We start from the raw sequence: 19712 nt of genomic DNA, 5'->3' as shown, positions 1-19712 counted from the left end.
ATTAAACCTTCACGTTCAGGATCTTCGCCCAGCTGACCAAGAATATCTTTGTAATGCGTAGCAACAGCTTCAATTTTTTCATCGTTATAACGATCTATTTTTACATAGCCGTCTCTTGATTCGCCTTTTAATACGTCTTTAGTGCTCATTAATATAGGTGGTTTTTAACCAAAGTATTCAACAAAATTATTTTCGGTTTCGTAGATTTTCACACAATGCAATGTGGCTCCGCCTTCTGCAATAGGGGCTTCAAGCTGTTTCCAAATCTCAATGGCCAGGTTTTCTGTAGAAGCCAGTTTGCCTTTCATAAAATCTACATCCAGATTTAAGTTTTTATGATCAACTTTATCTACCACGTAATCATTCATGATGTCTTTTAACCATTTCAAATCTACAAGAAATCCTGTTTCAGGATTAACTTCTCCTTTCACCGTTACATAAAGCCAATAGTTATGCCCATGCCAGTTTGGATTAGCACATTTGCCGTAAACCTCTGCATTTTTATCATCATCCCAATCGGTTCGGGCCAGCTTGTGGGCTGCGTTAAATGATGCTTTTCTCGTTATATAAATCATTACTTTACAATAAAGGGTCAAATATACGGATAAAGGCTTAAGAGATGATAAGGAAAATGTAAGATGGAAATTGAATGATTATAGTGGTAATCCCCTAACTTTACTTTATGAAAACACTGGTTGTAGCAGCCACAAAAGCCGAGGTTGCCTTCTTCTATCAGCACTTTAATTTACCTGAGGGAGATTTTATTGAAAGCAAAAATTTTGATTTATTGATTACCGGCGTGGGCATGGTGGCAACAGCATTTTCTTTAGGGCAATATCTCACCCCAAATAAATATGATTTAGTGATTAATGTGGGCATAGCAGGATGTTTTGACCGCAACATTAAACTGGGCAGCCTGTTGAATATTAGTGAAGATATTTTTGCAGAACTGGGTGCCGAAAACGGTGATGATTTTTTAACGATAACGGATTTAGGATTTGGCGAAAACCAATTCAAAGCTAAAAGCAAAAAAATTATTGATTTGCCATCTGTAAAAAGTATCACCGTTAATTGCGTAACCGGAAGTGAAAAGAGTATCAGAAACTTAAAAAAACGAATTAATCCGACAAGTGAAAGCATGGAAGGTGCCGCCGTTTTTTACGCCTGCAAACGCCAAAATATCGATTGTTTGCAAATCAGAAGTGTTTCAAACTATGTTGAACCCAGAAACAAAGAAAACTGGGAGATTGGTTTAGCAATTAGAAACCTGAATGAGTGGATGATTTCTTTTATCTCAGAAATGAACTGATTATGACGTTTTAGTGTATTGCAGTGGTTAATTTTGATTTATGAAACTTACACTTGGTTTTTCGCCCTGCCCGAATGACACCTTTATTTTTGACGCTCTTATTCACCATAAAATTGATACCGAAGGCCTTGAGTTTGAAGTAACTTATGATGACGTGGAAACATTGAATCAAAAGGCTTTAAAGGGGCAGTTAGATATTACGAAACTAAGTTTCCATGCCTTTGCTTACGTGGCGAACCAATATGCTTTGCTCGATGCAGGAAGTGCGCTGGGTTTCGGTGTTGGTCCATTGCTAATCAGCCATAAGCACACACCAGAGGCGCTTGATGAATTATTGAAATCCGGAACGAGTGAACTGAAAGTTGGAATCCCGGGCAAATACACTACAGCAAATTTTCTACTGGGCATTGCATTCCCTCAGTTAAAACATAAACAGGAAATGGTTTTCTCGGAAATTGAATCAGCTTTGCTAGAAGACCAAATTGATCTGGGTTTGATTATCCATGAAAATAGATTTACTTACCAGGATAAAGGCTTAACTAAAATTGTTGATTTAGGAGATTATTGGGAAAAATTAACAGGTTGCGCCATTCCTTTGGGTGGAATTGTAATCAACAGGAATTTGGATCGTGAAATTCAGCTTAAAGTAAACCGCTTGATTCGTCAATCGGTTGAGTTTGCATTCGCTCACCCAAAATCGGGCATCGATTTTATACGCGAACATGCACAGGCAATGGATGAAGCGGTGATGTATAAACACATCGAATTATATGTAAATAAATACAGTATCAACCTTGGCGAAGAAGGCAGAAAAGCTGTGGATACCCTGTTCACCCTTGCGCAGGAGCGGAACATTATTCCGGCAATAAAGGAAAATTTATACTTGTAAGTAGGATGGTATCATAAATATCGGATGACATCCTGAATAGTGTTTTCGGCAGGCTTGGTGTGACTACATTTAGAGATAAGTGATTTACGATAAAGCCACGATCTTCTGATGGTTGGTGTCTTAACCAAGCCATCTACATCTAACTTACCAGCAACTTATAGCCCTTACCATGAACGTTAATAATCTCCACGTTTGAATCGCCTCTTAAATATTTGCGCAGCTTACTTAAGAACACATCCATGCTGCGCCCGTTGAAATAGTTATCATCATGCCAGATACTTAACAACGCTTCTTCACGGGTTAATACCGTGTTCTTTTTCAAACACAATAAACGAAGTAATTCTGCTTCTTTGGTAGATAGCTTTTGTTGCTGGTCGGCGTTGGTAATAATTTGTGTGGTATAATCAAAAGTATAATCACCAATGCTAAACTGAGTTTCAGGTGCTTCTTCTATCCCATCCGTTTTGCTCGAAATTCGCTTGAACATGGCATTAATGCGCAATAGCAGTTCCTCAATACGAAACGGTTTGGTGATGTAGTCATCCCCGCCTAAATCATAAGCTGCAGATTTATCTTCTAACATGGTCTTAGCAGTGGCAAAAATAATGGGTACCTGTGCATTTATTTTACGAATATCTTTCCCTAAAGTAAATCCATCCTTTTTAGGCATCATCACGTCGAGAATACACAAATCGAAGTTTTGCTTATTGAAGGCACGTAAACCTTCCTCGCCATCTGTGCAAAGCACCACATCAAACTTGCCTTTCAACTGCAAATAATCTTGAAGTAATAAACCTAAATTTGGATCGTCCTCAACCAGAAGTATCTTTTTCATTGTTTTTATTTTGTTCCCGTATGTAGCATTACCTACCGTAAGGGTTTGATTGTGTGTTTGCATAACGGTTTAAATTTACTTGCGATATAAAATAAATTCACCGCTATGTTAAATAATGTTTGGCTGCATTTAGGTAATGTATCGACCAATTCAGCTTTTGTGCCGACATTTAGCCTTCGTATAAAGGTAACGATATTTCAAATGTTGTTCCTTTATCTTTCTCGCTGCTTACCTTTATGCTGCCATTTGCTTGTTTAATAATATCCTGAACGTAATTTAGCCCCAAACCAAAGCCCTTAACATCATGCAGGTTACCCGTGGGTACACGATAAAACTGATCAAAAATTCGCTTCGACTGGTCTTTGGTCATCCCAATACCTTTATCCGCAATCTCGATAATTAGATTCTTATGCGTGTTCCTGGTAGATATTGTAATTTCTGGTACCTCTGCACTGTATTTATTGGCATTGTCTATCAAATTATAAAGCACATTCGAAAGGTGCAACTCATCGCCATAAACAGTCGATTTTTCAGCATCTGTATTGATATTTAAAACTGCACTTCTTTTTTGAAGCTGAAGCCCCATACTATCCAGCACAATCACAATCAGGTCATTCATGTCAACCGCTGTGTTATCCATCTTTAATTCACCTTTTTCCAGTCTGGCAATACTTAACACGCGTTCAATATGGCTTCCCAAACGCACATTTTCATCATAAATGATATTTGCCAAACGTTTCAGGCGGGTCTTATCTTCCGTAACTTCCGGATCCTTTAGTGCCTCACTGGCAATCATGATCGTGGCTACCGGTGTTTTAAACTCATGCGTCATATTATTGATGAAATCAGTTTTCATCTCAGATATTTTTTTCTGTTTTAGAATGGCATAAAGCGTATAGGAAAAGATAAAAACCAGCACCAGTAACAAGCCTACCGATGATGCCAGCGTGAAACCCAGATTGGTTAAGATAGCAGAATTTTTGTTTGGGAAAGTAACAATCAAAGTTCCCGGGTCGCGAAATAAGTCGTTACCAAAAAGTGGCGTTTTATAGGTGTTCTCCGGTAAAAACTCCCCTTTGGTATTGGAAGCCACCATAAAAAGCACTGAATCTTTTTTTGCCAGCGAAACTTTATATGATGGTTTAAGGCTAATGTTGTGGGTAGATAATTCTGACATCAGAATATCACCAAGTGCCCTGAAATTAATTCGCTTGTAAATCGGAATTTTAGCATCTTCAAGCTCTTTAGATACATCTTCAACCAAATTCATTCGGGTGTAAGGCAACGTATCTTTACCCAAAGCCGCAATCTTTACCTCAAGTTTTTTTTTGGCAATTTCATCTTCACGCTTAAATTTCTTCTCTAAATCATCAGGAATTTTTGCAAGGCTTACAAAACCAGGACTGCCATTTCTAGGATCGAAAACCAGATACCTTAAAGAGTCTGGCAAGCTTTGAAAACTTTTGAATTCGAAAGTTTTTGGAGGCGCTGCAAAAGGTTTAGTGCGCATGCTATACCCTTTGATCACAAGGCTTCGGATATCAATAAAAGCATCCATCTGTAAATCTACCTTATCGCCGTTAGGAGTATTAAGGGAGATGAACTCTTTCTCCGAGATTACTTTGGGTGCCCGGTAAGACATCCTTATGATACTATCCTGCTGATTTAAATAATTTTCTATTTGATTTTCGCGTTCGGCCAACCTCAACTCCGATTCCTGCACATATTGTTGCCTTAAATCTTTAATATCGAGCGCTCTTTGCCGGGCATCCTGAAGTCGCCTTAATTTATTTTCGGCATCTTTCCTGTTAATGTGATTGGCCACATTTAATCGCTCTACTTTTTTAACTACTGTTGCTAAAGTCTGATTGACCTGTTCATCGAAAAGCTGAGATTTTAGGTTATAGGCTTCTTTGATGTAATACAACTGCATCACAAAAACGCCCAGCAAAGCCACCGTCATTAAAACAGTAATAAACCAAAAACTCCTTTTTTTCATTGATGTGATCTTCTGCTGAAAGTATTTACAATACTTTTTACAACCTAACTGATATCAAAAATACTCAATAGCTAAGTTAAAGGAATGTTTTTAACATATTTTAACATGGCTTATTTAGCTGGAAATGAATATTCAAAGAAATTTTTAACAAAAAAAATGCCGGGGCAAAAGCCCCGGCATGGTTCAAAATTGTTTGCTTAAAAAGAATCTTTATTTAGAATGGTAAATCATCATCTTCACCTGGTGTGTTACTCACATCAACCGGAGCTGCATAAGCTGGAGTAGCTGCTGCCTGAGCACCCGCTGCAATAGCATTGATTCTCCAAATGACCAGGCTGTTAAAATATGATGTTTTTCCTGTTTTATCTGTCCAAGGGCGACCACGTAAGTTAAAGAAAACCTCAACTTCATCACCCGCTTTAAATGTATCTAATAATGCAGTTTTATCTTGTAAAGCCTCAAAACGGATATATTCTGGGTATGTTGGATTTTCTGCGTATTCTACTATTAAATCACGTTTTTTAAACGTTTCACTCACTTGCTGCGTTGCACCTACTTCGTGTACTTTTCCTTTAATTTCCATATCTAATACTACTTAATGTACTATAAACATCAAATCTCTATAATTTTATTGATAACTTCGCATATATTATGATGCAAGTTTTCCACAATAAAAGCAAGGTAATTATTACCTGCAATAAGCGCCTTTCTCCGTATTTGCAAGATGAAGTTACGGCCTTAGGATATAAAATTGAAAGGGCTTTCCCAACTGGTGTTGAGCTAAATATCACCCTTACAGAGTGTATTAAGCTAAATTTGAACTTGCGTTGCGCCAGTCAGATTTTGTACGCCATAAAAAGTTTCAAAGCTGTTACGCCTGATGATTTATACAACGAAATCAAAGCGATTGAATGGGAGGAACTGATTGATTTTGCAGGTTACTTTTCTGTAACCTCCAATGTGGATAATCCAAACATTACCACCCCACTTTTTGCAAATTTAAAGGTTAAAGATGCGATTGTTGACAGGATGAAAGAGAAAAAAGGGATACGTCCGAACTCTGGCTCTGATGCCAACAAAGCAGTAGTACATTTATACTGGAAAGATGCCGATGCCGATGTATTTATGGATACCTCAGGCGAAACATTGGCTAAACATGGTTATCGTAAAATTCCGGGAAAAGCACCAATGCTCGAAGCCTTAGCTTCAGGTGCCATTTATGCTACCAATTGGGATAAAAAATCGCCTTTTATTAATCCGATGTGTGGTTCAGGAACTTTGGCTATCGAAGCAGCATTAATCGCAACCAATCGTGCTCCAGGCTTGTATCGCATGAATTATGGCTTTATGCACATTTTAGGTTATGATGAGCAGGAATTTTTTGCTGAAAGAAGAATATTGAAAGATCAGGTAATTAAAAACACAGATCTTAAAATAATTGCTTCTGATATTTCTGAAGATGCCGTTGAGGTTACGCGTAGAAATGCCAAAACCGCTGGAGTAGATACTTTTATTGAATTCGAAGTTTGTGATTTCGAACTTACACCTGTTCCGGAAGGCGGAAAAGGCGTGGTGGTTTTCAATCCGGAATACGGGGAACGTTTAGGCGTACACAGCAAACTGGAACTCACCTACAAGCGCATGGGCGATTTCATGAAAACCAAATGTAAAGGTTATTCAGGTTATATTTTTACCGGAAATCCTGACCTTGCCAAAAAAATCGGCTTAAAGGCATCAAGAAAAATTGAATTCTATAACGGAAAACTAGATTGCAGAATGCTAGAGTACGAGCTTTACGATGGTTCAAGAAGAGCACCACTGATTGAAAATCAAGTACAAGCATAACTATATAAATTATCAGGAATTTAAAATGCACTAGCTTTTGGGTTCCTGATTACCTACTTTCTTTACCCGCTTTTTCTTTATTGAATCTGTAATTGACGGAAATTGTTTGTGCCACATGCTGGTGTACATCCCGTTTATTTCAACCAGCTCGGCATGTGTACCTTCTTCAATAAGTTTTCCCTCTTTTAACACCACAATTTTATCCGCATTTACAACGGTGCTTAATCGGTGAGCAATTAAAATAATGGTTTTGCCTTGTTCACGAAGTAAAGAAATAGCGTGATGGATATGTTCTTCTGATGAGGAATCTAACGAAGAGGTGGCTTCATCCAAAATTAATATTTCCGGATCACGATACAGCGCCCTTGCAATGGCCAGCCGCTGCCTTTGCCCGCCAGATAAATTGGTAGCGTTTTCTCCCAAATAGGTATCAAATCCGTTTGGCAAACGTTCAATAAAATCCATAATATGCAGTTGGGCACAAATACGCACAATTTTTTTCATATCAGGTTCCATCTCTCCAACAGCAATATTTTCAATCACATTTCCGGCAAACAGATGCACATCTTGTGGCACTACCGCTACCAGTTTCCTCAAACTTTCGTTAGTAATGTAATTGATGTCGAATTCGCCGATCATAATATTTCCCGACTGCAGCGGATAAATATTTTGAAGTAGCGAAAGTAATGTAGTTTTCCCAGAGCCGCTCTCTCCCACTACAGCTGTGATTTTACCTTTCGGAACATGAAGATCAAAGCCATCAAAAACCGTAACCCTGGTCCCGTACCTGAAATTCACTTTCCGAAATTCGATATCTCCAATCATATCCGGTGTAATGTCAGTTTTGTTCTCTGTTTTCTCCCGCTCTAAATCCATGATTTCAAAAAGTCTGTCGGCGGCAATGCGGGCATCTTGAAAAACCTTATTCATGCCAATTAAACTAATTACAGGACCTGTGAAATATCCGATAATGGCATAAAATGATAACAATTCTCCGGGAGTGATCAGGTTTTGAAGTACAAAACTTGCCCCTGCCCATAATAAAATAACAGCAAATGTGCTCGAAATAAAACCACTGGCGTTACCTACTAATAGTGAATTTGTTCCGGAGGTGTAAACCGTTTTCAGTAAATTAATAAATCTGATTTCTGTTTTCAGGTTAGAGAAATTCTCCAATCCAAATCGTTTTATGGTACTAACTGAATTGACTGATTCTACCAATTGATTTTCCAGTTCAGCACTTTTTTCCATTAGTTGCCTTTGTGTGGTTTTGTTCAGGCGATTTGATATATAATAAACCAAGGCGTACAAAGGCACAACAGTTAACATAATCAAAGCCAGTTTCCAATAGTAGGTAAACATCAGTGCAAAAGAAAAAATCAGGATGAAGACATTGACCGCAAAACCAACCAATACATCATTGATAAAAGCCCTGATTTTTACTGCATCATTCATCCGTGAGATGATTTCTCCTACACGCATGGTATCGAAAAAAGCCTGAGGTAACTTCAAAAGGTGTTTATAATAACCCAGGATTAACCTCGCATCAATTTGCTGTCCGGTTTTTATGGTTAATAGTGTTTTAGCGTAATTGATAAATATTTGCAGCAGGATGATGATAATCATCACCGTTCCCATCAGGTTTAATAAATTCGTATTGCCCTCTGGAAGTACATTATCTACTATTTTTTGAAGAAAAATGGAAGTTGATAAACCTAAGATGGTGTAAAATATGGCGCCAATTAATACCTGAATTAGAATTGACTTATGTGGCATCAGCAAATAGAGAAATCTTTTCTCTAATGATATTCGCTCGGTTCCGGCAGTGAAATCATCTCCGGGTAAAAGCATAATCAATACACCAGTCCATTTCTGCCTGAATTCATCCGGAGTTAGCCGCTGCATTTCTCCGTAAGCAGGATCCATCACCTCTACATAATCTTCGGTTACCTTATAGATAACAATGTAGTGAGCGAGATTATTATGATTCACATGGGCAATAACTGGCGTTGGGATGGTAAAGAGGTTATCAAAACTGGCTTTAACGCCTTTTGCAGAAAATCCTAACCTGGCAGAAGCCTCAATTAAGCCCAGTACGTTGGTTCCCTTTTTATCGGTACCAGCATATTGCCGTATTCTGGCAATGGGTAAATCTAAACCATAGTGAATAGAGATAGAGGCCAGGCATGTAGCACCACAGTCGGTAACGTCATGCTGTTTGATAACGGTGCGTTTAGCTTTCTTTTTTAAAGCAATGTTCTCTTTAAAAGCCTGGAAGAATTGGTTTAAATTTTTCATCGGCTGCTTACTTGATTTTCTTTACTTTCAGGAATTACATTTGGATTTAACCAATCATCAGCCTTATCGTACAGCAATTGAAATAGTGTTCTTCTTGTTACAAAGAAACGGGCCTGTAGCGTCATACCCTTTTTTATTTTACCCTGGTATCCGTTCCTTAACTTTAAATTGTTTTTATCCAATAAACAGCGAACTTTGAAAAAGGGTTGTGATCCATTTTCCATAAATACGTCACTTGAGATGGATATTACTTTACCGGTTGCCATGCCCCATTCATTATAATTATAGGCATCAATTTGAAACCGGGCTTTGGTGCCAACTTTTAGCAAACCGATATCTTTAGGTTGAACATAGGTTTCTGCAATCAAGCCTGAATCGGGCGAAATTTCACCCAAAATTTCATTTGCCGAAATAGAACTTCCGGGTTGTATTCCCTTTAATTGCTGTACTGTTCCGGTTAAAGGTGCTTTTATGGTGTAAAACTCTTTCTCTTCTTCGTATTGCCGATCTCTGGTATCAAGTTGTTGATTTTGGATATTGAGCTGATTCAATTCCGTTTGCCACTTATTCCCCTGCTCCTCTCCAATTAAACTTAGCTCGTTGAATACGTTATCCTTTCTGAGTTTCATTTCATCATATTCTAATGCAGAAACCGCTTTTCTTTTAAAAAGATAGGCGTAACGTTCATAATTTTTATAAGCCAGCTGATATCTTGCTTTTGCCTCGGTTACCCTTTGCATAAAGAAACTGTATTGCTGGCCATATACGCCAGATTTAAGCGGCAACTTTTTCGACCAATCGTTCCTTCTGTAAGCATTGATGAGTAAGCCTAAATCGTGAAGCTGATCCTTAACATCGGTTTGCTGAAACTGATTCAAGGCATCCTGACTTTCGATATTTTCTTTTTTAATCGTCAGCAACACCTGACCGGCCTTCACATGCATATTTTCCTTTATAAATAAAGAATCAATGCGTCCGGCTATAAGTGGTTTAATTTCATTCCGCTCTGCAGTAGGCCTGAATAAACCAGTACTTTTTACATTTACATCAACCTTAATAAGAAATAATGCCAGAAAAGCAGCAATGAGTACAACCAAAATAACCTGGTAAATTACTTTGGTGTAAGAGTTATGAGAATGAAAATGATACTCGGCTGTATTTTCAATAATCTCTTTCGGAAATATGTATTTGTCACTATCCATATCTATATTGACATACGCATTTTTGCTATTTTAGGTTTTAAGACCATAAAAAAAGACCAAATCTCTTGGTCTTTCATTATTTATATTTAACAACAAATTATTGCCTGTTGCCAATAAAACCTAAATCCAGGGCAATATCATTGCCAACAGAAATGGTCGTTTCATTTCGTCTATCGCCGTTTGTGGTAATAAATGTAATACTTAATAAACTGTCAGATGTAGCACTGATTGATATGCCGGAGGCTTGCTGTGTATTTCCAAAAATACCCCCACCCCCAATTTCTAAAAGTTCTTGTGCTGATAAATTTTCCATTATTTCAGTATTTTGTTAGAGAAAAAAAGGGATTCTTTTCAGAACCCCTTTCTATAAATTGAGTGTTAATCAAATTAGCTGGTTAAGCTTTGGAATAATCCTTCCAAACTTCCACCGATGTTATTCCCTAAAGAGAACGAGGTTTTACTCGATTCATCTCCGTCTTGGGTTTCGTTTGAAAATGATAGTAAATTACCAATTCCAATTGATCCTAATAACCCACCTGAATTCGATGAATCATTACCACCAAATAAACCACCACCGTTGATTTCTTTCATTTCGTTTAAATTTAACTCTTGAAGTTTCATAACGTTCTAATTTTAATAATGCCTACTCTGTTTGAGGTTTTCGGCTACTCCTTTTTATAATCGCATTTAACTGCGAGGTTATTTAAGAAACGATACTCACCCATCAATAGTTTTTACAACTGCCTGATTAGCAACAACAAAATAGAATACATTAAACTTTTGAGTTGTTTCATTGTTGGTAATAATTACCGTGTTTACCCGTTCACGTGATACCTTAGAGCTAGCGAATCATTCCTATAAAATCTAAGCCTTTAAGAATTTCGTAAATTATAGAAACATATAAAATTATCCCTTTTTATGGAAGATGTATTAGCTTTAAAGACGAAGAACGTTGCCGGGAATATTAGGAAAATTAGAGAATACAGAGACTATACTCAAGATTATCTGGCAGCGAAATTAAAAATCTCTCAAAATGCTTACAGTAAAATTGAGTTAGGCTATAGTAAATTGACTATTGATCGTTTATTTCAAATCGCCGCAATTTTAGAGGTTGAGGTAACACATTTACTTACTTTAAATCACAATGATTTAATTAAAATTATTGCTGAAGATGAAAGTAGAACAGCAGCGGCGAGTTAATCAACTCTCCGCTGCTGATAACATTTTTTCTGCCCTGCATAAAATTCCGATATATTTGAGAAAAATTAATTATGCAGTCTTCTATCCAAAAAACCATTGATTTTGTTAAAGAAACTTTAGCCCATGCCGAAGCAGGCCATGACTGGTTTCATATCGAGCGTGTTTTCAAAACCGCTCAAAATATTAATCAAAAGGAAAATGGGAATGAACTTGTAGTAGCCTTTGCTGCACTGTTGCATGATATTGCTGATCCAAAATTTAACAATGGAGATGAAACCTTAGGCCCGAATATGGCTGCTGCCTTTCTCCAGTCTATATCCATTGATGAAGAAATAATTAATCACGTAAAACTGATTATTCAAAATATGTCATTTAAGAACAGTTTTGAACAAAGCTCCTTTACATCCAAAGAAATGCAAATTGTTCAGGACGCCGATCGGTTAGATGCCATTGGTGCAATAGGGATTGCAAGGGCTTTTACCTATGGCGGGTTTAAAAATCGAGTGTTATACGATCCTGCAATTCAACCACAACAGCATTTAGATAAAGAGAGTTATAAAAATACCACCGCCCCAACTATTAATCATTTTTATGAAAAGCTGTTGCTGCTTAAAGATATGATGAACACCGAAGCCGGCAAAGCTATCGCGGAGGAAAGGCATAAGTTTATGGAACTTTACCTGACACATTTTTACCGCGAATGGGAAGGAAATTGAAATCAAAACAGTGTAAATACCGTAATTTCTCCGTATAAAATACTTAGAAGTAAGTATTTCATGGAGTTTGATCTGCGCTTAAATTAGTAGCAGATTAACGTCATGAACTCTTTTCAATTAAAATATCATAAATGTAGGGTACTTGTTGCCGCGTTTATTGGCATACCGCTTATTGGTGCCTTGCTGATGCTGGTCATTCTATTTTGCTTACCGCTTGATACGCCAATCTGGGCCATTTCAATTCTTATTTTATTTTTTTTAGTCGCTGATGATTGTAGCGCTACAGTGGGTTATCAAAACCCAGATATTTGTTGCGTGTGATGTTGAGTTAGATAAAAACGGGATAAAGTTTGCAATCAAACATAACACCTTATTTTATTCGAAAAAAAGCCTCCATTTTTCATGGAAGAACATCTATTCCATTGAAGAAAAGTTTAGCAATCAAAATGGTGATTATTATTATGCCGTAAAATTTAGTGAACCTTCTTTCAGTGCAAATTTCAGCATCAAAGAACAGCATGAAGCAGAAGCTGAAGCATTTTTTAAACAGCTCAGACAACTTCAGGAAAATCAAAACCAATCAGAAAGTCACTTTCCAAAGCATTACAAAATTAATGGCAATAACATTTTAGCAACCAATTAGGCTATTCCACAAAAGAGTAAACTAAAGCATTAAATTTACTAATTTATTTAGTTTTAAAACTATATTTGTTAGTAAATAACTACTTATGTCATTCGATCGAATTCGTGAAAAATTAAATATTCTTGCTGACGCTGCTAAATATGATGTTTCATGTTCATCAAGTGGTGGCACCAGGAAAAACGATAATAAAGGCCTTGGAGATAGTCATTCTTCAGGCATTTGCCATACCTACACAGAAGATGGTCGCTGTGTTTCCCTACTTAAAATACTGTTAACTAACCACTGCATTTATGATTGCCTTTTTTGCGTTTCGAGAAAAAGCAATGATGTGAAGCGGGCAGCCTTTACCGTAGATGAGGTAGTGGAACTCACTATGAATTTTTACCGCAGAAATTATATTGAGGGATTATTTTTGAGTTCTGGTATTTTCAAGAATGCCGATTTTACCATGGAGCGATTGCTTTTGGTTTGTAAAAAACTGCGGTTAGAGCAAAACTACAATGGTTATATTCACTTAAAAACTATTCCCGGAGCAAGTGATGAATTAATAAAAGAAGCAGGACTTTATGCTGATCGAATGAGCATCAATTTGGAAATGCCTACTGAAGCAGGTTTAAAACTTTTAGCTCCAGAGAAAAACCACGCAGATGTGATTAAACCACTAGATTTTGTTCAGAAAAATATTGCGCAGTTTTCTGCAGATAAGAAACTGATTAAACATGTGCCAAAATTTGTTCCGGCGGGGCAAAGTACACAAATGGTTATTGGAGCCACACCAGAAAGCGACAAAGATATTATGTACACTGCAAATGCTTTTTATAAGAATTTTTCGCTAAAAAGGGTTTATTATTCTGGCTATGTTCCTATTAGCGATGATACCAGAATGCCGGTTTTAGGAACCCAGCCACCGCTTTTGCGAGAAAACCGTCTTTATCAAACGGATTGGCTTATGCGTTTTTATGGTTTTAAGGTTCAGGAGATTTTAAATGATGCCAATCCAAATCTTGATATCGATATCGACCCTAAATTAAGCTGGGCAATTAGAAATATGCAACATTTCCCTGTGGATATTAATAAAGCTGATTACAAAATGATTTTGCGCATACCCGGTATCGGCGTAATGTCGGCCCAGAAAATTGTCCAGGCCCGCAAATTTGGAAAATTGAGAATTGATCAGTTGAAAAAGATTGGTGTAGCTTATAACCGGGCGAAACATTTTATTACCTGCGTAGATAGTCCTTATCAATTGAAAGATTATCAGGGGACCCAAATCAAGGCCTTTATTTTAGCCGAAAGCCAAAGCAAATATTTAAAAACCGATAGCAATCAATTGATTTTATTTTAAATGATTTACATTTTTGATGGCTCTTTAACCGGCTTATTAACTGCGGTATTTGAATGGTTTGAAAGGAAACCTGGATCTACGTCTTTAAAATCGATGATGCTTTATCAACCGGAGGCTTTCCGTGAAAACCTGATAGTTGCAACTGACCAGGAGAAAGCCGACCGTGTTTGGGTTGGACTTCAAAAAAAATTAAAAAAAGATTGGCTCCGAAAATTTTACTGCACCTATTTATCTGAAATTCCTGAGGCTTACGATCACTTATTTCAGTTCACCATCTATATTTTTCAAAATGAAACCGGTGCTGCGTCCAATTATGGTAATGATCATGTGATGGCCTTATCGAAATATGCAAAAAGTGTAGAACGCGAAAAACATCGCATGGAAGCATTTATTCGCTTTCAAAAAACTGGCGACGGGATGTTCTATACCTCAGTTGATCCGGATTTTAATGTTCTGCCTTTAATCAGCAATCATTTTAAAAACCGGTATGCAGATCAGGAATGGATTATTTATGATTTGAAAAGAAAATACGGTTTGCATTATAACTTAAAAACAGTTGAGGAAATCACGATCGATTTTGCATCAGAAGTAAATCAGAAAAATCCTGGGTTATTATTAATGGATGAAAAGGAAGAATTGTATTCTTTACTTTGGAAAGATTACTTCAAAAGCGCCAATATTGTTGCGCGAAAAAACACCAAGCTTCATGTAAAACATGTACCCAAAAGATATTGGAAATATTTAACTGAAAAGCAATTGGGTTAACATTCCATTAACATAAAAAGCTTTAAATTGCACCATGAAATTAAGTGTGCTGGTTTTAATTACAGCTTTGGCTGTTGCACTCTCCATCGGGATGGTGAACTTTTATTTTGAGCGCAGCTGGTATTATTTTGGAATTTCATTCGGTGTTTCCTTCCTGTGCAGCTTTTTGGTTTTCTACTATCTGCTGGAAAAATACATTTACAATAAAATTAAACTGATTTATAAGCTCATTCACAATCTCAAGCTCGGAAAAGATTTGAAAGATGCGCTTGGAGAATATGTAAGTTCCGATCCGATTAATGACGTTGAACAAGAAGTTAAAGAATGGGCCGGTGCTAAAAAACGAGAGATTGATTTGCTTAAAAAGCAGGAACAATTTCGTCGAGAATTTTTATCTAATGTGTCTCATGAGTTTAAAACACCGCTTTTTGCCATCCAGGGTTATATCGAAACTTTGCAGGATTGTATTGTAGATGATCCGGATATGGCGGTAAAATTTTTGAAAAAGGCAGAAAATAATGTGGAGCGTTTGAGCTATCTGATCAATGATTTAGATGCCATTTCGAAACTGGAAACAGGCGAAGCGCCTATTCATTATCAGAAATTTGATTTCGTTACACTGGCCAAAGAGGTAATGGAAAATTTGGAAGATAGGGCGAAAGCCAAACACATCAAGCTCTTTTTTAAAGATAAATATACTGCGGTAACCATGGTTAATGCCGACCGCGAAAAAATCCGGCAGGTGTTAATTAATCTGATCGTAAATAGCATTAAATATGGCATCGAACACGGTGAAACAGCCATTAAAATTTTCGAGCTTCATGATCAATTCCTGGTCGAGGTAACTGATAATGGAATCGGTATCGAGGAGAAACATTTACTGCGTTTATTTGAGCGTTTCTATCGCATTGATACCCACCGGGCAAGAGAAGTAGGGGGAACTGGTTTGGGTTTGGCCATTGTAAAGCACATATTGGAAGCGCACCAGCAAACTATTTCGGTGAGAAGCACCCCAGGTATTGGTACAACTTTCGCCTTTACGCTTCAAAAAATTGGTTAGCAAACCTACAGGCTTGAAGTGAATTGCCACAAACTTCTCTAATGGGTTTTTCAATTCAATTGTAAACATTGAAACAAAACGTGCCAATTTGTCACTTTTAATTTTATTTGTGTATTTTTGCAATCCCCAAAATCTTTTTAAGAATGATTGATTTACAAGTACAGGATAAAACGCATGATGAGACGAGACAAGGCGAAGCGTTGATTTTAGATACGCCTGTTAAAGCCGATGCCCGCAAATTATACATCGAAAGTTATGGCTGTGCAATGAACTTTGCCGATAGCGAAATTGTTGCCTCTATCCTTTCTGAAACTGGTTTCGAAACCACTGGCGATTATCACCAGGCCGATGTAATTTTCATCAATACTTGTTCTATCCGTGAAAACGCCGAAACCAGAGTGCGAAATCGTTTATCTCAATTTGGTGTTGAAAAGCGCCGCAATCCTAAATTAATTGTTGGGGTGTTAGGTTGTATGGCTGAGCGTTTAAAATCTAAGTTTTTAGAAGAAGAACGCTTGGTTGATGTAGTAGTTGGCCCAGATGCTTACCGCGATTTACCTAACTTAATTGAGCAGGTTGAAAGCGGGCACAAAGCCGTGAATGTACTGTTATCCCGTGAGGAAACTTACGCAGACATTAGTCCGGTAAGGTTAAACAGTAATGGCATTACTGCCTTTATTTCGATCACCCGCGGTTGTAACAACATGTGCTCATTCTGTGTAGTGCCTTTTACTCGCGGTCGTGAGCGTAGTCGCGATGCACACTCCATCATCGAAGAAGCAAAAACACTTTTCGAAGCTGGTTACAGGGAAGTAACGCTGCTAGGTCAAAATGTAGATTCGTACACCTGGACTTCAGAAGATGGAACGGAAACTGTTAATTTTGCGCAGTTATTAGAACAAACGGCATTGGTTAATCCAGATTTAAGGGTTCGTTTTTCTACGTCGCACCCTAAAGATATTACCGATGAAGTTTTACATACCATCGCCAAATACGATAATATCTGTAACTACATTCACTTACCAGTCCAATCTGGCAATACCCGGGTGTTGGAGTTAATGAACAGAACTTATACCCGTGAGTGGTACATTAACCGCATTGATGCGATTAGAAACATTATTCCAGGTTGTGCCATTTCAACTGATATTATTGCTGGTTTCTGTACTGAAACAGAGGAAGAGCACGAGGAAACGCTGAGCATGATGGATTATGTGAAGTATGATTTCGCTTATAACTTCACCTATTCGGAAAGACCTGGAACTTTAGCTGCCCGTAAACTGGCTGACGACATTCCTGAGGATGTAAAGAAACGTCGTTTGGCAGAAATTTTAGCTAAACAACAAGCACATTCGTTGATGCGATTGCAGGAATGGGTGGGTAAAACTGTTCGTGTATTGATTGAAGGCACTTCGAAAAAATCTGATTTGGATTACTGTGGACGTGGTGATAGTGGCGCAATGGCTATTTTCCCGGCTATTGATGGCGTTAAACCGGGCGAATACGCTAATGTATATATCGAAAGATGTACCTCAGCAACCTTGATTGGAAGAATAGTTTGATAATAGTTACATGTTATCGGTTCCGGGTTACATGGCTGAATGCCAAATTCAATACGCCGAAATTGATTAAACATATTACAACAAAAGTTAATGATTAAATCATAAGAAACATGTTATAAAGCATGACCTTCAACTTTTAACCTTTAACTTTCAACCATTAAAAAATGGATACACAAAATATTAAACAACGGTTCGGAATTATTGGCAATTCGCCTTTGCTAAATCGTGCTATAGATATTGCGAGCCAGGTGGCACCAACGGATATGTCGGTGCTTATTACAGGTGAGAGCGGAAGTGGTAAGGAGGTTTTTTCTCAAATCATTCACCAGATGAGTGCCCGTAAACATGGCGCCTTTATCGCTGTAAACTGTGGTGCTATCCCGGAAGGAACGATAGATTCAGAACTATTCGGACATGAGAAAGGCTCATTTACCGGTGCGCATGAAGCCCGCAAAGGTTATTTTGAAGTAGCCAATGGTGGAACAATTTTCCTTGATGAAGTTGCCGAACTGCCGCTAGGCACTCAGGCCAGGCTGTTGAGGATTTTAGAAAGTGGCGAATATCTTCGTGTTGGTTCATCAAAAGTTCAGAAAACAGATGTTCGTATTATTGCAGCCACCAATGTTGATGTATATAACCGCGTTAAAAATGGAAAATTTCGCGAAGATTTATATTATAGGTTAAACACGGTTCCTTTGCGCATCCCTGCATTGCAAGAGCGTAAGGAAGACATCTTTTTATTATTTAGAAAATTTGCTGCCGATTTTAGTGATAAATACCGCAGCCCGGCATTACATTTAGAGCCAGATGCCGTAAATATTCTAACAAATTATAGTTGGCCAGGAAATGTTCGTCAATTGAAAAATATTGCGGAGCAAATTTGTGTACTGGAGAAAGATAGAAATGTTTCCGGTCAGGCCATTTTAAATTACATTCCTAACGAAGCCGGAAGCAATTTGCCTATGGCAATTAATGCGCAATCAAAAGAAGATTTCACAGAAAGAGATATCTTGTATAAGGTACTTTTTGATATGAAAAAAGATATGGTTGAGCTTAAAAAATTAGTAGCGGAAATTATTCAACACGGCGGAAATACCGCTACTGTTTTAGCTGATAATCCCCAATACATTAACCAGCTATATAGAGATGTGGAGCTACCTTCGGGTCATGAGCATGCTTTCACTATTCAGCAGCCTGCACCAAGCAGCAACAACAACGGCAATAACGGAGATTACTTCGCCCATGAAGCGGAAGAAGTTGAAGAATCATTATCGCTGGTAGATAAGGAATCTGATTTGATTAAAAAAGCCCTGAAAAAACATAAAGGCAAACGCAAGTTCGCGGCTCAGGAATTAGGCATTTCAGAAAGAACCCTTTACAGAAAAATCAAGGAATTGAACTTATAATATTGCCAAAATATTCAGTTAATGAAAATCAAAATATTAGCATTTATACTGATTGCTGCGCTTACTTCTTGTTCATACAAGTTTAGTGGTGCATCAACCGAAGGTTTGAAAACTGTAATTGTGCGTACATTTGAAAACAATGCGCCATTAGTGGTTCCGAACTTAAACAATCAACTTACCGAGGCATTAAAAACGAGGATTCGTAATCAAACCAACTTAAGCGTATCTACTACTGAAGCAGATGCAGTTTTCGAAGGCAGGATTACAGGTTATGATATTAAACCAGTTGCATTGCAATCTAGCGCCACGCCAACTGCAGGCGCAAACCGGTTAACCATTACAGTTTCGATTAAATACACTAATAATGTTGCGGGAAAAGAGAAAGAAAGCTTTGATGAAAGTTTTACCAAATTTTTTGATTTCCCACTAAATGGAGCTTCCATTCAGGCGGCATTACCAAATGCACTAGATCAGATTAATAAGCAATTAACGGAAGACATCTTCAACAGAGCCTTTGCACAGTGGTAAATATCTAATTACACATTGAAATCTTTTCTCAAAAACCGCCGACAATTTTTAACTTAGCGACAAACCTCAAACATGGATTACAAACAGCTACTTGCAGATTTACTTGCACAACC

Annotated in this window: 20 protein-coding genes; 12 read left to right on the top strand and 8 right to left on the bottom strand. The window is 37.7% G+C overall.

Annotated elements, in window-relative coordinates; genetic code table 11:
* Window positions 1–164: 164 nt before the first annotated feature.
* A complete protein-coding gene (locus ON09_RS13880; RefSeq protein WP_010601668.1) occupies window positions 165–575 on the bottom strand; it encodes a 6-pyruvoyl trahydropterin synthase family protein in 411 nt (136 codons plus the stop codon).
* Between the two features lie 107 nt (window positions 576–682).
* Here ON09_RS13880 and mqnB point away from each other — a divergent pair, with 107 nt between their 5' ends.
* Both mqnB and ON09_RS13870 read left to right on the top strand, forming a co-directional pair.
* A complete protein-coding gene (mqnB, locus tag ON09_RS13875) occupies window positions 683–1309 on the top strand; it encodes a futalosine hydrolase (RefSeq protein ID WP_010601667.1) in 627 nt (208 codons plus the stop codon).
* A 40-nt stretch (window positions 1310–1349) separates the two neighbouring features.
* Window positions 1350–2198 (top strand): menaquinone biosynthesis family protein, encoded by an 849-nt coding sequence (locus tag ON09_RS13870; RefSeq protein ID WP_010601666.1) that lies wholly within the window; start codon window positions 1350–1352, stop codon window positions 2196–2198.
* A gap of 139 nt (window positions 2199–2337) precedes the next feature.
* Here ON09_RS13870 and ON09_RS13865 read toward each other — a convergent pair whose 3' ends face one another.
* The 3 genes from ON09_RS13865 to ON09_RS13855 form a co-directional block, all read right to left on the bottom strand.
* Window positions 2338–3033: a response regulator transcription factor gene (locus tag ON09_RS13865; RefSeq protein ID WP_029204345.1), complete on the bottom strand. Its 696-nt coding sequence runs from the start codon at window positions 3031–3033 to the stop codon at window positions 2338–2340.
* A 169-nt stretch (window positions 3034–3202) separates the two neighbouring features.
* A complete protein-coding gene (locus tag ON09_RS13860) occupies window positions 3203–5032 on the bottom strand; it encodes a sensor histidine kinase (protein ID WP_010601664.1) in 1830 nt (609 codons plus the stop codon).
* 214 nt (window positions 5033–5246) lie between these two features.
* A complete protein-coding gene (locus ON09_RS13855) occupies window positions 5247–5615 on the bottom strand; it encodes a DUF3127 domain-containing protein (RefSeq protein ID WP_010601663.1) in 369 nt (122 codons plus the stop codon).
* Window positions 5616–5686: 71 nt separating this feature from the next.
* Between ON09_RS13855 and ON09_RS13850 the strand changes: the two genes are divergently transcribed.
* Complete coding sequence (locus ON09_RS13850; protein WP_039842455.1) at window positions 5687–6877, top strand: THUMP domain-containing class I SAM-dependent RNA methyltransferase; 1191 nt, start codon at window positions 5687–5689, stop codon at window positions 6875–6877.
* Window positions 6878–6907: 30 nt separating this feature from the next.
* On the opposite strand, the gene ON09_RS13845 is transcribed toward ON09_RS13850, so the two are convergent.
* From ON09_RS13845 to ON09_RS13830, 4 genes are all read right to left on the bottom strand, one after another.
* The gene (locus ON09_RS13845; RefSeq protein ID WP_010601661.1) at window positions 6908–9175 is read right to left on the bottom strand and encodes a peptidase domain-containing ABC transporter; all 2268 of its coding nucleotides are present in this window, start codon (window positions 9173–9175) and stop codon (window positions 6908–6910) included.
* Window positions 9172–10377, bottom strand: coding sequence for an HlyD family secretion protein (locus ON09_RS13840; RefSeq protein WP_010601660.1), 1206 nt, complete (start codon window positions 10375–10377; stop codon window positions 9172–9174). Before ON09_RS13840 ends, ON09_RS13845 begins: the two co-directional genes overlap by 4 nt.
* Before the next feature lie 97 nt (window positions 10378–10474).
* A complete protein-coding gene (locus ON09_RS13835; RefSeq protein ID WP_010601659.1) occupies window positions 10475–10690 on the bottom strand; it encodes a hypothetical protein in 216 nt (71 codons plus the stop codon).
* Window positions 10691–10764: 74 nt separating this feature from the next.
* Complete coding sequence (locus ON09_RS13830) at window positions 10765–10998, bottom strand: hypothetical protein (RefSeq protein ID WP_010601658.1); 234 nt, start codon at window positions 10996–10998, stop codon at window positions 10765–10767.
* A gap of 297 nt (window positions 10999–11295) precedes the next feature.
* Here ON09_RS13830 and ON09_RS13825 point away from each other — a divergent pair, with 297 nt between their 5' ends.
* The 9 genes from ON09_RS13825 to ON09_RS13785 all read left to right on the top strand — a co-directional run bounded on the left by ON09_RS13825 (window position 11296) and on the right by ON09_RS13785 (window position 19599).
* The gene (locus ON09_RS13825; RefSeq protein WP_010601657.1) at window positions 11296–11577 is read left to right on the top strand and encodes a helix-turn-helix domain-containing protein; all 282 of its coding nucleotides are present in this window, start codon (window positions 11296–11298) and stop codon (window positions 11575–11577) included.
* A gap of 71 nt (window positions 11578–11648) precedes the next feature.
* Window positions 11649–12293, top strand: coding sequence for an HD domain-containing protein (locus ON09_RS13820; RefSeq protein WP_010601656.1), 645 nt, complete (start codon window positions 11649–11651; stop codon window positions 12291–12293).
* A gap of 268 nt (window positions 12294–12561) precedes the next feature.
* Window positions 12562–12936, top strand: coding sequence for a hypothetical protein (locus ON09_RS13815; RefSeq protein ID WP_010601655.1), 375 nt, complete (start codon window positions 12562–12564; stop codon window positions 12934–12936).
* A gap of 85 nt (window positions 12937–13021) precedes the next feature.
* Window positions 13022–14281 (top strand): putative DNA modification/repair radical SAM protein, encoded by a 1260-nt coding sequence (locus ON09_RS13810; RefSeq protein ID WP_010601654.1) that lies wholly within the window; start codon window positions 13022–13024, stop codon window positions 14279–14281.
* A complete protein-coding gene (locus ON09_RS13805) occupies window positions 14282–15046 on the top strand; it encodes a TIGR03915 family putative DNA repair protein (protein ID WP_010601653.1) in 765 nt (254 codons plus the stop codon).
* Window positions 15047–15080: 34 nt separating this feature from the next.
* On the top strand, window positions 15081–16106 hold the full coding sequence (locus ON09_RS13800; protein ID WP_010601652.1) for a sensor histidine kinase: 1026 nt from the start codon (window positions 15081–15083) through the stop codon (window positions 16104–16106).
* Between the two features lie 143 nt (window positions 16107–16249).
* Complete coding sequence (miaB, locus tag ON09_RS13795; protein WP_010601651.1) at window positions 16250–17665, top strand: tRNA (N6-isopentenyl adenosine(37)-C2)-methylthiotransferase MiaB; 1416 nt, start codon at window positions 16250–16252, stop codon at window positions 17663–17665.
* A gap of 164 nt (window positions 17666–17829) precedes the next feature.
* Window positions 17830–19071: a sigma-54 interaction domain-containing protein gene (locus ON09_RS13790; protein WP_010601650.1), complete on the top strand. Its 1242-nt coding sequence runs from the start codon at window positions 17830–17832 to the stop codon at window positions 19069–19071.
* A gap of 21 nt (window positions 19072–19092) precedes the next feature.
* Window positions 19093–19599 carry an LptE family protein gene (locus tag ON09_RS13785; protein ID WP_010601649.1) on the top strand — a complete coding sequence of 169 codons (507 nt, stop codon included), beginning with the start codon at window positions 19093–19095 and terminating at the stop codon, window positions 19597–19599.
* The last annotated feature ends 113 nt before the right edge of the window (window positions 19600–19712 follow it).

The sequence above is a fragment of the Pedobacter agri PB92 genome, from assembly GCF_000258495.1.
GTDB lineage: Bacteria > Bacteroidota > Bacteroidia > Sphingobacteriales > Sphingobacteriaceae > Pedobacter > Pedobacter agri.
The sequence above is the reverse complement of the archived record's forward strand: the minus strand, read 5'-3'. Positions and strand labels throughout refer to the sequence as shown.

Bases quoted from the DNA above. Each gene is read 5' to 3' on its own strand.
- ON09_RS13880 (WP_010601668.1), bottom strand. From the start codon at position 575: ATGATTTATATAACGAGAAAAGCATCATTTAACGCAGCCCACAAGCTG.
- mqnB (WP_010601667.1), top strand. From the start codon at position 683: ATGAAAACACTGGTTGTAGCAGCCACAAAAGCCGAGGTTGCCTTCTTC.
- ON09_RS13870 (WP_010601666.1), top strand. From the start codon at position 1,350: ATGAAACTTACACTTGGTTTTTCGCCCTGCCCGAATGACACCTTTATT.
- ON09_RS13865 (WP_029204345.1), bottom strand. From the start codon at position 3,033: ATGAAAAAGATACTTCTGGTTGAGGACGATCCAAATTTAGGTTTATTA.
- ON09_RS13860 (WP_010601664.1), bottom strand. From the start codon at position 5,032: ATGAAAAAAAGGAGTTTTTGGTTTATTACTGTTTTAATGACGGTGGCT.
- ON09_RS13855 (WP_010601663.1), bottom strand. From the start codon at position 5,615: ATGGAAATTAAAGGAAAAGTACACGAAGTAGGTGCAACGCAGCAAGTG.
- ON09_RS13850 (WP_039842455.1), top strand. From the start codon at position 5,687: ATGCAAGTTTTCCACAATAAAAGCAAGGTAATTATTACCTGCAATAAG.
- ON09_RS13845 (WP_010601661.1), bottom strand. From the start codon at position 9,175: ATGAAAAATTTAAACCAATTCTTCCAGGCTTTTAAAGAGAACATTGCT.
- ON09_RS13840 (WP_010601660.1), bottom strand. From the start codon at position 10,377: ATGGATAGTGACAAATACATATTTCCGAAAGAGATTATTGAAAATACA.
- ON09_RS13835 (WP_010601659.1), bottom strand. From the start codon at position 10,690: ATGGAAAATTTATCAGCACAAGAACTTTTAGAAATTGGGGGTGGGGGT.
- ON09_RS13830 (WP_010601658.1), bottom strand. From the start codon at position 10,998: ATGAAACTTCAAGAGTTAAATTTAAACGAAATGAAAGAAATCAACGGT.
- ON09_RS13825 (WP_010601657.1), top strand. From the start codon at position 11,296: ATGGAAGATGTATTAGCTTTAAAGACGAAGAACGTTGCCGGGAATATT.
- ON09_RS13820 (WP_010601656.1), top strand. From the start codon at position 11,649: ATGCAGTCTTCTATCCAAAAAACCATTGATTTTGTTAAAGAAACTTTA.
- ON09_RS13815 (WP_010601655.1), top strand. From the start codon at position 12,562: ATGATTGTAGCGCTACAGTGGGTTATCAAAACCCAGATATTTGTTGCG.
- ON09_RS13810 (WP_010601654.1), top strand. From the start codon at position 13,022: ATGTCATTCGATCGAATTCGTGAAAAATTAAATATTCTTGCTGACGCT.
- ON09_RS13805 (WP_010601653.1), top strand. From the start codon at position 14,282: ATGATTTACATTTTTGATGGCTCTTTAACCGGCTTATTAACTGCGGTA.
- ON09_RS13800 (WP_010601652.1), top strand. From the start codon at position 15,081: ATGAAATTAAGTGTGCTGGTTTTAATTACAGCTTTGGCTGTTGCACTC.
- miaB (WP_010601651.1), top strand. From the start codon at position 16,250: ATGATTGATTTACAAGTACAGGATAAAACGCATGATGAGACGAGACAA.
- ON09_RS13790 (WP_010601650.1), top strand. From the start codon at position 17,830: ATGGATACACAAAATATTAAACAACGGTTCGGAATTATTGGCAATTCG.
- ON09_RS13785 (WP_010601649.1), top strand. From the start codon at position 19,093: ATGAAAATCAAAATATTAGCATTTATACTGATTGCTGCGCTTACTTCT.